Source organism: Devosia sp. FJ2-5-3, assembly GCF_029201545.1.
In the GTDB taxonomy this organism is placed as follows: domain Bacteria; phylum Pseudomonadota; class Alphaproteobacteria; order Rhizobiales; family Devosiaceae; genus Devosia.
This window is the reverse complement of record NZ_CP104007.1, coordinates 3,092,178-3,106,020: the sequence shown is the minus strand read 5'-3', so window position 1 is coordinate 3,106,020 and position 13,843 is coordinate 3,092,178. Positions and strand designations below refer to the sequence as shown.

General features: G+C 59.7%; 10 protein-coding genes. 9 read left to right on the top strand and 1 reads right to left on the bottom strand.

Annotated elements, in window-relative coordinates:
• Positions 1-87: 87 nt before the first annotated feature.
• The 9 genes from N0P34_RS14965 (at position 88) to N0P34_RS14925 (ending at position 11,044) form a co-directional block, all read left to right on the top strand.
• Entirely contained in the window at positions 88-1,269 is a 1,182-nt protein-coding gene (locus N0P34_RS14965; protein WP_275604022.1) for an enolase C-terminal domain-like protein, read from the top strand.
• A gap of 10 nt (positions 1,270-1,279) precedes the next feature.
• Complete coding sequence (locus N0P34_RS14960) at positions 1,280-2,464, top strand: enolase C-terminal domain-like protein (RefSeq protein WP_275604021.1); 1,185 nt, start codon at positions 1,280-1,282, stop codon at positions 2,462-2,464.
• 52 nt (positions 2,465-2,516) lie between these two features.
• Positions 2,517-4,091: an ABC transporter substrate-binding protein gene (locus N0P34_RS14955; protein WP_275604020.1), complete on the top strand. Its 1,575-nt coding sequence runs from the start codon at positions 2,517-2,519 to the stop codon at positions 4,089-4,091.
• 64 nt (positions 4,092-4,155) lie between these two features.
• Positions 4,156-5,088, top strand: a complete 933-nt coding sequence (locus N0P34_RS14950) for an ABC transporter permease (RefSeq protein WP_275604019.1) — start codon at positions 4,156-4,158, stop codon at positions 5,086-5,088.
• Positions 5,088-5,900 carry an ABC transporter permease gene (locus N0P34_RS14945; RefSeq protein ID WP_275604018.1) on the top strand — a complete coding sequence of 271 codons (813 nt, stop codon included), beginning with the start codon at positions 5,088-5,090 and terminating at the stop codon, positions 5,898-5,900. Before N0P34_RS14950 ends, N0P34_RS14945 begins: the two co-directional genes overlap by 1 nt.
• Positions 5,897-6,886, top strand: a complete 990-nt coding sequence (locus N0P34_RS14940) for an ABC transporter ATP-binding protein (protein WP_275604017.1) — start codon at positions 5,897-5,899, stop codon at positions 6,884-6,886. Before N0P34_RS14945 ends, N0P34_RS14940 begins: the two co-directional genes overlap by 4 nt.
• On the top strand, positions 6,870-7,880 hold the full coding sequence (locus N0P34_RS14935) for an oligopeptide/dipeptide ABC transporter ATP-binding protein (RefSeq protein WP_275604016.1): 1,011 nt from the start codon (positions 6,870-6,872) through the stop codon (positions 7,878-7,880). Before N0P34_RS14940 ends, N0P34_RS14935 begins: the two co-directional genes overlap by 17 nt.
• A 282-nt stretch (positions 7,881-8,162) precedes the next feature.
• The gene (locus N0P34_RS14930) at positions 8,163-9,206 is read left to right on the top strand and encodes a Gfo/Idh/MocA family oxidoreductase (RefSeq protein ID WP_275604015.1); all 1,044 of its coding nucleotides are present in this window, start codon (positions 8,163-8,165) and stop codon (positions 9,204-9,206) included.
• Positions 9,207-9,496: 290 nt separating this feature from the next.
• Positions 9,497-11,044, top strand: coding sequence for an ABC transporter substrate-binding protein (locus tag N0P34_RS14925; protein WP_275604014.1), 1,548 nt, complete (start codon positions 9,497-9,499; stop codon positions 11,042-11,044).
• Positions 11,045-11,113: 69 nt separating this feature from the next.
• Here N0P34_RS14925 and N0P34_RS14920 read toward each other — a convergent pair whose 3' ends face one another.
• Entirely contained in the window at positions 11,114-12,790 is a 1,677-nt protein-coding gene (locus tag N0P34_RS14920) for a M14 family metallopeptidase (protein ID WP_275604013.1), read from the bottom strand.
• Positions 12,791-13,843: the final 1,053 nt, after the last annotated feature.

Genomic DNA, 13,843 nt, shown 5'->3' with positions numbered 1-13,843 from the left:
ACCCTCATTACAGTTTGACAGCACGAAAAAACTGCTTCTATATCCTTCCAACAATAATCCTATAGGATACACGGGAGGATATCGGATATGGTGGAGGCGGCCTCACGCGACGTTGCGGCATCGAAGGCGACTGAGATCAGTCGCATCGATCTGCGTCTCTTTAGCTACCCGATGGATGGGGTAGGGCCCGGAGGCATCGACCTTCCGGGGGCCAAGGGGAGCCGAGCACGCCTCGCGGTCCGCATTGAAACCAAGGACGGTGCCGTTGGCGCCTATGTGGGCGGACAGGCCAATTCTCTCGCCCAGGCCGCCACCTGCGCTAAGGCCGTGATTGGCAAGGATTGTTTTGCCAGGGAGCAGGCCTACGAAGACATCCGCCGCCACCTTCGCAAGGAAGACCGGATGGGCGCTGGTGTCATCGATTGCGCGTTGTGGGATCTGGCGGGCCAGCGGCTCGGAGTATCGGTGGCCCAATTGCTCGGCGGCGCGCGCCGTTCGGTCAAGGCCTATGCATCCACCTGGTTCGGTGGCGATGGCGGTGGCCTGGCGACACCCGAAGCCTACGCTGACTTTGCCGAAGAATGCTACGCGATGGGGTATCGCGCCTTCAAGATGCACGGCTGGTCGGATGGCGGCATCGAGAAGGATATCGGCGCCGTTCTCGCCCTGGGCAGACGCGTTGGTGGCCGCATGGCGCTGATGCACGATAGCGCCTGCAGCTTCAAGACTTTCGCCGATGCCCTGGCGGTCGGTCGAGCCTGCGACGAGGCGGGTTTCTACTGGTACGAAGACCCGTACAGCGATGGCGGGCTCTCGGCCCATGCTCATCGCCGACTGCGCGAGCTGATCAAGACGCCGATCCTCCTGGGCGAACATGTCCGAGGGCTGGAATCCCTGGCGACACTGGTTCTGGCCGATGGCACCGATTTCGTGCGCGCCGATCCCGATTTCGACATGGGCATTACCGGCACGATGAAGATCGCCCATTTCGCCGAGGCCTTGGGGCTCGACGTGGAGCTGCACGCGCCTGGCCCAGCGCATCGGCACTGCATGGCGGCGATCCGCAACACCAATTTCTACGAGCTTTCAATGGTGGGGCCGTCGCGCGGCAATTTCAACGCGCCGGTCTATACCTGCGGCTATTCCGACGCCCTCGACGACGTGAGCGCCGACGGCACTTTCCCTGTCCCGGAGGGTCCCGGACTTGGTGTGACTTATGACTGGGCGGCCATCGAGAAGATGACCACCCAGCATGTGACCATTCAGTAAGGGGGCGGCGATGGCGCATCAATTCAACGACAGCAGCCGCGGGTCAGCGATCAAGAAGGTCGAACTGTTCCTGTTCAAGCAGGACGTGGTCAATGCCGCATTCGACGTCAATCCGGGCGGCATAGATATGCCGGGCGTCCGCACTACGCGCACCCGTCTGGGGGTGGCGGTGGAAACCGTCGACGGGTCGCGCGGTGAATATATTGGCGGTCGATCGGACACCTATTTGCACGCCAAATTCCTCGCCAAGTGGATCCTTGGCATGGACGCCTTCGGCCGCGAGCAGATTTATGAGATCGCGCGCCGCTATCTGCGCAAGGAAGACCGCATCGGCGCCTGCCAGATCGACAATGCCCTCTGGGATCTGGCGGGAAAAAGATCCGGCGCCTCTGTAACGCAGATGCTCGGAGGCAAGCCGCGGCGACTGCCCGCTTATGCCTCGACCTGGTTTGCCGGGCCCGGTGGGGGGCTGGCAAGCCCTGGCGCTTTCGCCGATTTTGCCGATGAGTGCTACGACCTCGGATACCGGGCGTTCAAGATGCACGGCTGGACCGATGGGGGCATCGACAACGATATCGGCGCCATTCTGGCTCTGGGCAAGCGTGTCGGCGGCCGCATGGCGCTGATGCATGACAGCGCGTGCCATCTCAAGACCTTTGGCGACGCCGTGCTGGTGGGCAAGGCCTGCGATGAAGCAGGGTTCTTCTGGTACGAAGACCCCTATAGCGACGGCGGCCTTGCCGGCCACGCCCATCGCCGCCTGCGCGAAATGATCAGGACGCCGATCCTGCTGGGCGAGCACGTCCGTGGCGTCGAGGCCATGGCAAATCTGGTCCTGCTCGATGGCACTGATTTTGTACGGGCCGACCCTGATCTCGACATCGGCATCACCGGTACGATGAAGATCGCGCATTTCGCCGAGGCAATGGGTCTCGATGTGGAACTTCATGGCAATGGCCCGGCGCACCGGCACTGCATGGCGGCAATCCGCAACACCAATTTCTACGAACTGGCGATGGTCGGCCCATCAAGAGGCCAGGCCGCCAATTCCATCTACGCCTCGGACTATTCCGACACGCTCGATGCCGTGGGTGCGGATGGGTGTTTCGCCGTGCCGGAGGGACCGGGGCTCGGCGTCGAATACGATTGGGATTTCGTGAAGAAAAACCTGGTCGATCACATCGTCATTCAATGAGCCCGTAGAGGAGGAGACTACGACCATGAGAATCTGGGGAAGAAAACTATTGTTGGCGACTGCCGCCGCCGTCGCCATGACCACCACGGCGATGACCGGCCTGTCGCTCGCGCAGGAAACGCTCAATGTCCGCCTCGGTGCGCGCGATATTGGCTCACTCGATCCCGCGCTCACCAAGACCGGCGATGACGAAACCGTTGCATTGCAGGTGTTTAATTCTCTGGTGGCGCCACCGCGTGGCACGCTGGACCTCACGCTCGAAAACCTTCAGCCGCAACTGGCCGAGCGGTGGGAAATCTCTGAAGATCGCACGGAATGGACCTTCTATCTCCGGCCCGGCGTCAAATGGCACAAGGGCTATGGCGAAGTGTCGGCGGAGGACGTCAAGTTCTCCTATGAACGACAGATGGATCCCGCCCTCGGCGGCGTTCACGGTGCCAGCTTCAAGGATATCAAGTCCATCGAGGTCATCGACCCCCTGACGGTGAAGTTCGTCCTGCACGGCGCCAATGCCTTTTTCCACGGCCAGGCGCTCACACCCGGATTTGGACGGTTCATCGTTCCCAAGAAGGCCGTTGAAGAACTGGGAGACAAGTTCGGGTTTGCCCCGGTCGGGAGCGGCGCGTTTGAATTTGCAGAATATCGCCCGCAAGACCGGGTGATCCTCAAGGCCTTTGATGATTATTTCCTCGGCCGCCCGCCGATGGACGAACTCCATCTGCGCTACATTCCGGATAATAATGCTGGCACGATCGCCTTTATTGCTGGCGAACTTGATACCACCGGCGGCGACCGCACACCCGAATGGGTGGCCTCGATCCAGTCAGCAGTGCCTGACGCCAAGATCATCACCCTGCAGCCTGGCTCTCTGCAATTCCTGCACTTCAACATGAAGGTCAAGCCGCTGGACGACGTTCGGGTGCGCCAGGCCATTGCCTATGCAATTGACCAGAGTGTGTGGAGCGAAGTCTTTGGCGTTCTGAGTGGACCGCTCCCGGCTATCGTGCCGGCAAGTTTCTTCGGAGCGCTGCAAGCCGAGGACATCCCTGAAGACCTCCGCTACGAATACAACCCAGAGCGTGCCAGGGAATTACTGACCGAGGCCGGCTTTCCTGATGGGTTTGCGATCGATGTCATCATTTCCGAGCGCGACGACTATCTGACCAATATGCTGATGGTTCAGGACATGTTGCGCCAGGTCGGGATCAACGTGAATTTGCAGGTACAGGACCACGCTTCCTACCATGCCAACATTCGCGAAGATAAGGGCTCGATCGCCGAACTCTCGACCGCCATCGCACCCAGCGCGCCTGCTGTGATCAATGAGTTTCTCAGCGAGGCTGCCGCCGTCGGCAAGCCCTCGGCCCTGCGAAATTTCTCTCACTACGGCGAGTTGGGCGGCAATGTCGATGACCTGGTGACTCGGGCCGTGGCGGAAACCGATACGGAAAAGCAGATGGAACTGCTGCGCGAAGCGCAATTGCAGATCCTGCGCGACGTCCCGGTCTATCCGCTCCAGACCGCGCCACTGCTTTCGGTCATGCAGGGCGATATCGACCTCGGCTATGAGCCGGTTGGTGGTTTCGGCCAGCACGAATTCGCTACCGCGCGCCGCGTGAGCGAGTAGGGCCCCAAGGGACCCGGATCGGCACCTCCCTGCGATCCGGGTCCTGCCTTCCCAGGAGATCACTATGCTTCGCTTCGTGCTGAAACGATCGGCCGATGCGATCCTGACGGCCTTTCTGGTCTTCAGTTTCGTTTTTTTCGCCATGCGGCTTTTGCCGGGCGATCCGGTTATTGCCATGCTGGGCGATCAGGCCAGCGCCGAGACCATCGAAAATGTCCGTCGATCGCTGGGATTGGATAAGCCCATCTTCGTCCAATATGGCGAATTCCTCTGGGGCCTGGTGAATTTCGACCTCGGGACCAGCCTGATCAATCGCGCCTCGGTCACCGAGACAATGATGCGCAATCTGCCCTATACCATCGCGCTGACCATTGCCTCGACGATCATCGGCATCCTGATCGGTATCCCGCTTGGCGTTCTCTCGGCGATGAAGGCCGGCAAGGCCGCCGACCATGTAACCCGGATCACCTCGTTCTTCGGCTCTGCACTGCCCGACTTCTACCTGGGCGTACTTTTCCTTTTGCTGTTCGGCCTCACCCTCCGCTGGTTCCCACTGCTTGGCGGCGGCGACAACGCCTTCGACCTGCGTTACCTCGCCATGCCGGCAATGACCCTTGGCCTGCTCAAGGGATTTGGCATGATGCGGCTCACTCGCACTGCGGTCCTGGATGTGTCGGGTCGTGATTATGTGCGCACCGCCGAGGCTCTGGGAATGACACGCCAGAACGTTATCTGGCGACATATCTTCCGCAACGCGATGCTTCCCGTGACCACGCATCTGTCGTTGTCGATCATCGCGACGCTGGGCGGCACCATCGCCATCGAACTTGTTTTCAACCGTCCTGGCGTCGGTCAATTGCTGGTCGGCGCCGTCACCTCGCGCGACTACACATTGATCCAGGGGGGCATCGTCATCCTCTCGGTGCTGGTCGTGATCATCAATTTCCTGACCGACCTGCTTTACGCGGTGATCGACCCTCGAGTGAGGACGGCCTGATGCTCGACCGGATTTTCATAACATTTTCGATCATCTTTCTCAGCGCCCTGGCAATCCTCGTGGTCTTTGGAGATTTCATTCAGCCGCACGATCCGCTGCTGCAGAATTTCCGCGCGCGCGACCAGGGCCCCAGTGCAATCTACTGGCTCGGCACAGACGATTTCGGTCGTGACGTGTTTTCCCGCATTCTTGAAGGATCGCGCCTCTCGATGACCATCGGGCTCGTCTCGCCGCTGATTGCTGCGGTGGTCGGGATTACCATGGGCACCACTGCCGCTTATTTCGGTGGCTGGACGGAGCGTGTCGTCACTCGCGTCACCGACATGATGATGTCGTTCGATCCGCTGCTGCTCGGCGTGCTGGTTGTGGCCTTGCTAGGGCCCGGCATCGTCAACTTGTCGATCGCCATTTCCTTCGCCCTCATTCCGAGTTTCATTCGCCTCTCGCGCGCCTCGGCACTGTCGGTCCGGCAGGAAGGCTATGTAGATGCGGCAATTGCCATGGGCAGGCCGTCATACTCGACAATTCTGAGGCACGTCTTGCCTAATATCTCGGGGCCACTCGTGGTCATGACCACGATCTGGATCGGTGCCGCCATTCGCATGGAAGCGACGCTGAGCTTCATCGGCCTCGGTGCTCAACCGCCTGCACCGTCCTGGGGCAATATCGTTCGCTATGGCGTGCAGAACATCTTCGGCTCGCCATTGCCCGCCCTGTTCGCCGGCCTGGCCATCACGCTGACGGTGCTTTCCTTCAACATTCTCGGCGACGCCCTGCGTGATCGTCTCGACCCTGATCGGACCGCGCGATGAGCGAACCCCTCCTCACCATCAACGATCTCAAAGTTGCGTTCGGTCCTGAAGACGCCCCGATCGAAGCACTGCGAGGTGTCACACTCAGCGTCAATCGCGGGGAATGCCTGGGCCTTGTCGGCGAGTCCGGTTCGGGAAAGAGCCTGAGCGCGCTCGCTGCAATGCGCCTCCTGCCCACCTCTGCACGCATCACTGGAGGGTCGGTGCGTTTCAGGGGACGAGAAATGACAAGCGCCTCGCGCAAGGATCTGGAAGGTCTGCGCGGCAACGAAATCTCGATGATCTTCCAGGAGCCGATGACGGCACTCAACCCGGTGATGCGGGTAGGTGAACAGATTGCGGCGCCCATGCGAAAGCACCTCGGCCTGTCCAGAACGGCCGCGCGCGCCCGGGCCATCGAACAATTGGAGTCGGTCGGTATTCCGGATCCCCACCGGCGCATCGACAATTTCCCCCATGAAATGAGCGGGGGCATGCGCCAACGCGTGATGATCGCCATGGCTCTCGCCTGCGAGCCGAAGCTCCTGATCGCCGATGAGCCGACAACAGCGCTCGACGTGACCATCCAGGCGCAGATCCTCGACCTCTTGCGGGCCAAGCAAAAGGAGTTGGACCTAGCCATAATCATCATCACCCATGATTTTGGCGTGGTGGCCGAAATTGCTGACCGGGTGAACGTCATGTATGGCGGCCGCGTGGTTGAAGAGGCCGGCGTCGGCGCGTTGTTCGACAACACGCAGCATCCCTATTCACTCGGGCTGCTCAACGCCACGCCGACCGTCGAAACGGCACAGCAACACCGGCTGCCGACCATAGGCGGAGCGGTGCCGCACATCTCCGAAATGCCGAAAGGCTGTGCATTTCATCCGCGCTGCCCGGAGCGGCGCGACGAGTGCGACCGCCTCGTCCCCACACTTGAACCTGTCGCTCCCGCTCAGCGGGTGGCCTGCTGGGCTAGGAGCAAATCCGATGAACAAGCTGCTTGAGGTCACGGATCTCAAAAAGATCTTCGGCGGATCGGTGCGCGCCGTTGACGGGCTGAGTTTTTCCCTGGCGGAGCGCGAGACCCTGGCACTGGTCGGAGAGTCGGGCTGTGGCAAGTCGACCGTGTCTCGCCTCATCCTGCGCCTGACCGACGCCACCGAGGGCACAATCCGTTTCGAGGGTCAGGACATCACCCATATGTCCCAGGGAGCGCTCAAGGATATCCGCCGCGAGATCCAATTTGTCTTCCAGGACCCTTTTTCGTCGCTCGATCCGCGGATGACGGCAGGCGAACTCGTCACCGAGCCCCTTGCTGTGCACGGCATGGTGCGCGGAAAGGCAGAACGGCGGAGCACGGCGGAAGGCCTGCTCAAGGCTGTGGGGCTCAGCGCCAAACATGTCGACAGCTGGCCGCGGCAGTTTTCTGGCGGCCAGCGCCAGCGCCTCGGGATTATTCGCGCTTTTGCGCTGGGCCCGCGTCTTATCGTGGCAGACGAACCCGTATCGGCCCTCGACGTGTCCGTGCGCTCGCAGGTCATAAATATCCTGCAGGACATGCAGGAAGAAAAAGGCACGGCTTATCTCTTCATCTCGCACGATATGGCCACAGTGAAGCACATGGCTGATCGTGTGGCCGTGATGTATCTGGGCAAGATCGTAGAGCTCGCGCCCAAAGCCGCTTTCTTTGCTGGTCCGTACCATCCATACGCCGAGTCCCTGCTATCAGCCGTACCGGCCTCCCATCCCAGCAAGCGCAGGAAGCGTATCCTTCTCGCTGGCGATCCGCCCAGCCCGATCAGCATACCGGGCGGCTGCCGGTTCCATACGCGCTGTCCGATCGCTCAGGACATCTGCAAGAGCCAGGAGCCGCCGCTTCAGTCCGTAGGCGAGGGCCATTTGGCAGCGTGCCATTTCGCCAAGGCCTGGCCCATTGCTTCCCACCTTGGTGGCAGATTCCGGACACCGGAGCCATCGGCGGCGCTGGCGACGGACTGAAACCGGGCATCAATGCCGAGAGGATTGGGGTTTGGCCAAGACGATCGGCGCCGGCTGAAATCGGGCCGAGGTTCGGGCCCACCCTCCTCGGCAAACGATCATTCGAGCAAACCGGCTCAACGAGACAATCCGCGCCCGATCGAACAGTTGGGCGTGGACCTCGTGATTGCCGCTCGGACTATTGTTGCGATCCGCTCACAAATGCCATCCAGGAGTTAATTGTCGACAATCTGACAAAAGCGCAGTAGTCGCCATATAGAAAGTTTTGGAGGGAATTTTTCTATGACGTTTCGCGTACTGCAATTGGGGGCAGGGACCCGCGGCCGGATGTGGGGCAAGGTCGCCAAGATGTCAGACGATGTTCTGACCGCTGCCATCGTTGACCCCAGCCAGGCGTCACTTGATCTCTACAGCGCCGAAAATCCGGAAACTCCTGCCTTTACCGACTTGGAAAGCGCGCTCTCCTCGGGGCAGTTCGATGCCGCCATACTGGTGACACCGCCAGACGGGCATCTCCAGCAGATGCGGCGCCTTTTCGATGCCGGCCTGCCGATCTTGGCCGAAAAGCCCCTGGCCACGACCCTGAAGGATGCTGCCGCCATTGTCGAAATGGCCGATGCGGCCCGTTTGCCAATGAGCGTCGGTCTCAATTTCCGCTATCTGCCTGTAAATCAGACCATGCGTCAGTGGCTGACGGGCGAAAAGCTGGGGCAGGTGGGTTTCGGTCAGTTCAACTACCGCACCAATCGCAACGGTAAACGTCCGGGTATCAATCGCTATCCATTGGTCATGGAGCATCCGATGATGCTCGAGCAGACCATTCATCACCTCGACCTCATCCGCTTCGTTCACGGTCGCGAGGTGGAGACCATTGCCTGTCGCGAATGGAACCCGCCTTGGAGCATGTATGCGCACGAGGCTAATGTGAACTGCCTGTTGGGTCTCGAAGGCGGCGTCGAAGTCAACTATCACGGCACCTGGTCGGGCGGATGGAACGTCTACAATTTCGAATGGCGGGTCGATTGCGCTGACGGCATTCTCGTACAGCGCAAACTCCATTCTGACCTCGCCTATGCCAGGAGCGTCGATCCAGAGCTTATCGACATCGCGACGCCGGACGCAGCCCCCTATTACGACGATAGCGTTTCACTGCTGGCCGAGTTCATCTCGTCGGTCCGCAATGGCTCACCCGCCCCATGCGACGGCCGCGATCATCTGCGCTCGCTCAGCCTCTGTTTCGCCGGCATCGAAAGCAGCCAGAAGGGGGTGGCGGTGAGCATGTCGGAATTCTACGAGAAAAACGACCTGTCGCGAGTGCTTGTCTAGGGAATAGCGCATCCGCTGCCCTGAAATTACGCAACTGTCCGTTGCTGCCTATCTTGACAGCGTTCTGAACTCGACCTCAATATCGTCTTACATTGGCAAATTATAAATGTATTACAATTTGCGCGATGGTGACTGTTTCGGGGGAGGCAGGAATGCAGTTCAAAGGATCTTCCATTCGGGGCATTTCGTTGCCGGACAAGGGCGTTAGCGCTCCGAAGCACCAGATCATCCTTCATCCCTTCATATCGGCCGGACCTTTGTCCGGCCGTTTTTTTTGGAAAGGACTACCAATGCTGAAGCACGTGAGTGCGGCCGCACTTCTCTTGGCGGCCAGCTGCCTGCCTGCCCTGGCCCAGGCCGACGCAAATACTCTGGTCATCGCTCAATCGGTCGACATTGAATCGCTCGAGCCTGACATGCTCAATGTCACAGCCTCGATAAATGTCGCTAGTCACGTCTGGGGTACGCTGCTCAGCGTGACGCCAGAGGGTGAAATTGTCCCGAATTTCGCGGAGAGCTATGAGTGGAACGACGAGGGCACGGAAATTTCCTTCAAGATCCGCGAAGGCCTTCTGTGCGAGGATGGTGAAGTGCTCGATGCGGAGGATGTGGCCTATACACTGACCCGCGCTGCCGATCCGGAGAACAAATTCATCGGCCATGCGCCAGGCTTTGTTTATTCCTCGATCGGTTATGTCGGTGCTCGCGCCGAGGGGAGTGATACCGCCGTCCTCCAGGTGAAGGGCTACTCCTCCACCGTGCCGGGCATGGTCGCCAAGATCTTCATTCACTGCAAGGACAGCTACGAAAAGATGAGCCTCGAAGAGGCCGCATCAACCCCCGTCGCCTCCGGTCCTTATAAAGTGGTAGAATGGGTCCGCGCTGACCGCGTCGTCCTTGAGAAAAACGACAACTGGACCCTGTCCGAGGTGCCGTTCGAGCGCGTCGTCTTCCGTGTCATCCCGGAATCCAGCACCCGAACCGCTGAATTGCTTGCCGGCAATGTCGATATTGCCGTCAACATCCCGCCCGATCAGTCAGAGACTGTGAATGCCAGCGGCCGCGCGAAGGTGGTCGCGGTTGCAGGTACCCGCCGCATCTTTGCCGGCTTCAATTTCTCCGGCAATTTCGACGGGACGCCGGGCGGTGATGCCATCAAGAATGTCGAGGTTCGTCGCGCCCTCAACATGGCCGTGGATGTGCCGACGATCTGCCAGCAATTGCTCGGAACGGCCTGTGAGCGTGCCACGGGCCCGGCCAACCAGGCTAATCCTGATGTAAAAGCCTACCCTTATGACCCGGAACAGGCCGAAGCCATGCTCGATGCTGCCGGTTTCCCGCGCGGCGAAGACGGCATCCGATTTGAGTTGACCATGCAGGGTCCGCAGGGTCGCTACCTCAATGACGGCGCCGTCCAGCAGGCGATCGCTCAATATCTGAGCGATGTCGGCGTCAAGACCACCAATGACCTCATGGACATGACGGTTTATTCCCCCATGGCCCGCGAACATCGGGCAGGGCCGCTTTATTTCATCGGCCAGGGTGGCGCGACCTGGAGTGCCATCTATGACATGTCGCTCTTCCCCTCCCGGGATGCACCGGTCAATAATGGCATGTGGTTCAACCAGGAGTGGCAGACCCGCTGGGATAGTTTGCAGGGTGTTCGCGACACCGCCGAGGAAAGCCGGATCGTCAACGAAATGCTGCAGATCTTCGCTGATGACGCCCCCTGGATTTTCCTTTATTTCCAGCCCGATTTCTACGGTGTGTCGGATCGCATCAATTTCGAGCCGCGCCGCGACGAGGCCATCGAGGGCTGGACGGCGACGCTGAAATAGGAAGATCATTCTCTTAACAATTGAAAGGGCCGGCGCTGGCCGGCCCTTTCTGCTTGATAGCGCGGCGCCTTAGGCAAGCGCTTCGGTGATCCGGTGCGTACCGCCCTTCTCCGAAACGGAGACGGCCGTTACCTTGGCGCCTGGCCCCTTTGCTCTCACCAGCCATTCCGCGCGCTTCTTGGTGGGTGACCATTGCGGCAGCCAGTTGGAGAACTCGGCTTTGCGTTCATTGCGTCCGGCCAGATTGCCCAGAACCTGCTTTTGCGAGTTGATGATCACCTCGGCATTTTCGAGCGCGAGCTCGATGGTCACCGGCTTTGCCACTTTGTTCTCAATAGCGACGTCAGAGAGATTGGTGGGCAGGTAGCCGTGATTGGCGACAACGGCCGAGACCTTGTAGAGGTCCGACCCGAGGGCCTCGACCTCGAACTGGTTGATTTTGACCTGCGGCGCTGCTGCAGCGTGGCGAAGGTTGAACATGGTGTTGTTGTGGCAGATCTCTTCGAGCAGCTTGCCAGGAGGATTGCGGTAGCTCCAGATATAGACCATGCCACCGACCTCGACCGGTCCCAACTGCGGATGGTCGAACTTTTCCCACTCGCGAAAACCCTTTTCGCCGACGTTTTCGAGCACCCAGCTGAAAATCTTTTGTTGGGCATCGGCATCACGCGGTCCGAAGTTCAGATAGCCCTTCTTCTCGACGCCTGCCTCGCGTTCCAGATCCCACAGCTCCGTCGAGAAGCAGATGATACCCATCTCTTCATAGACCCAGTCCTTGAGGCTGCCGTGGCGCGCCATGGACTTGTTGGGGGTGAAATCCTCGTAGGTGGAAATGGTCGGATAACCGGTGATGCGGGTGCCGACATTGCCGAGGTCCTTGTAGAGCGCCAGGTCGCGCGGGCTCATGTCGGCATCGTACTTCATCATCGAGGGCCGCAGAATGATGCCGCCATGGGTGTGGTACGCACACATGCCGCAGATATTGGGATGGTCGAGCACCAGCCGGCCCATAGCCATCGCCTCAGGCTCGGAGAACGGGTATTCGCCCGCGCCATATTCCTGCGGCGACCAATTGGTCGGGAAATTGCGGTTCATGTTCCCGTCTTGCTGCTTTTCGATCGGGACATGGACGCCGTCGTAATTGCGGATCAGCCCCTCGGGATAGATGCGGTAATAGTCCCCGCCTTCCTCTCCCGGCTCGCGCTGCACCATCAGGCGTGGATCGGCTTCCGATTTCTTCCACTCGCCCAGCGGATCGGGCACGCGCATGTTGACGATATAACCGTCGCCATTGATATCCTGCGGGATAAGGCCTTCGAGACGGTCTTCGCCCGGCAGGAAGCGGCCATTGCCGCACCAGGGGTGATAGGGTTCGATCAGCGAGAGTTCGGCACCGTCGGGGTTGATGCGCGGCAACACATAGAAGACCTGGCTGTCGACGAGGCGTGTCACCTCTTCATCGCTGCCGTAATTGGTCAGCAGATACCAGACGCCATACAGCGCCGTTGCGCTGGTCGCATGCTCCTCGGCATGAATCTGCGCATCGATGTAGAAGCCGGGCTTTTCGAGCCCCGGGCCGGTATCGGGATTGGTAATTTCCATCAGCCAGACGTCGCGCCCGCGATGCGACTTGGCCACGGAGGTCAGCTTGGCGAGCTTGGGATAAGCAGCCGCCAGCGCCTTGAGATGCTCTGTCATCTCTTCATAAGTGTAATATCTGTCGAACGCGATATCGACCTTGCCCATGAGGACTTCCAATCAGCTGAAACGAAACGAGCCAGCGAGGACCTCCCCCCGCCTTGGATGGAAAGTTTGTAATACATTCAGCCAATATACAATCCGAATTTGGCTGTGATTGTGCGGGTCAGGCGGATGCATTCGCGTAAGCAGCCGCCCGGAATGGGATGCCGGGGATCTTCACGCCCTGATGATCAGGAAATAACACCTCAGAGTGACGCGCCGACCAGACCAGGCGGGGACAGACGCACCAAACCGGTCCAGTGCATCGGCCATGTCCAGGCATCCCCAGATACTGCATTTCTGTCCCAATGATCCCTCGTCCCTGATCGGCGGGAAAGAACCGGAGATGGTGCAAGTGCAGGGAAGTGACTCGCGCTCAGGTTTGGAAGCTACCGATTCTTTCTCGCCATGAAGGCCAGTGCAATTCGATGTGCGAGAGGAGTTAGGGTAGCTGCCTAGATTGCCGACTGCCGGGCAGGATTTGGCTTGGCGCGACCAAGAGGTCGCTGGCCGACACTACGTGCGGCTATGAGCGCAGGCTACTGGGATAGAGGAATATAGCCGAAATGCACCGGCAGCCCTTTCACAGGGCCGTATCGAGATTATTCGGCTTGAACCGAAAGATTGGCTGGGGAACCTGGATTCCCACATCCATTTTAGAAGTTGCCGGAACCCCAAGAATCCTTGGCTTTAGAGCGATAGGTCGCGAGGGTGAGTGGACCAGTCTGGTGGACCAGTGGCAAGGGCAGTCGGCGACCTTCCACAACAGCAATATACTCTTTGTGGAAATCGACGGGCCGGCTGGAGACTGCCGCGGCGCTAAGACACTTGCGGGTGGCTGCGCGCTCACGCCTGCATCGAGGCTCGGCAAGCATGGGCAAGAGCTGTCTCTCTGAAGTCCAAACGCCGCTGCGAGACAATTTGCGTAGGTTTCACCGGTCATGCCTCAATAGCAGACCATGGACACGCCAACGAGAATTTGTAGCGGGGCCCGAAGAGGAGCCGAAGCAGTCTGCCGAGTATAGACCCACAGAACGGGCGCATTATTTCTTCAGCGGA

Excerpts from the sequence above, each read along its gene's own strand:
- N0P34_RS14965 (WP_275604022.1), top strand. The coding sequence starts at position 88 with ATGGTGGAGGCGGCCTCACGCGACGTTGCGGCATCGAAGGCGACTGAG.
- N0P34_RS14960 (WP_275604021.1), top strand. The coding sequence starts at position 1,280 with ATGGCGCATCAATTCAACGACAGCAGCCGCGGGTCAGCGATCAAGAAG.
- N0P34_RS14950 (WP_275604019.1), top strand. The coding sequence starts at position 4,156 with ATGCTTCGCTTCGTGCTGAAACGATCGGCCGATGCGATCCTGACGGCC.
- N0P34_RS14945 (WP_275604018.1), top strand. The coding sequence starts at position 5,088 with ATGCTCGACCGGATTTTCATAACATTTTCGATCATCTTTCTCAGCGCC.
- N0P34_RS14940 (WP_275604017.1), top strand. The coding sequence starts at position 5,897 with ATGAGCGAACCCCTCCTCACCATCAACGATCTCAAAGTTGCGTTCGGT.
- N0P34_RS14935 (WP_275604016.1), top strand. The coding sequence starts at position 6,870 with ATGAACAAGCTGCTTGAGGTCACGGATCTCAAAAAGATCTTCGGCGGA.
- N0P34_RS14930 (WP_275604015.1), top strand. The coding sequence starts at position 8,163 with ATGACGTTTCGCGTACTGCAATTGGGGGCAGGGACCCGCGGCCGGATG.
- N0P34_RS14925 (WP_275604014.1), top strand. The coding sequence starts at position 9,497 with ATGCTGAAGCACGTGAGTGCGGCCGCACTTCTCTTGGCGGCCAGCTGC.
- N0P34_RS14920 (WP_275604013.1), bottom strand. The coding sequence starts at position 12,790 with ATGGGCAAGGTCGATATCGCGTTCGACAGATATTACACTTATGAAGAG.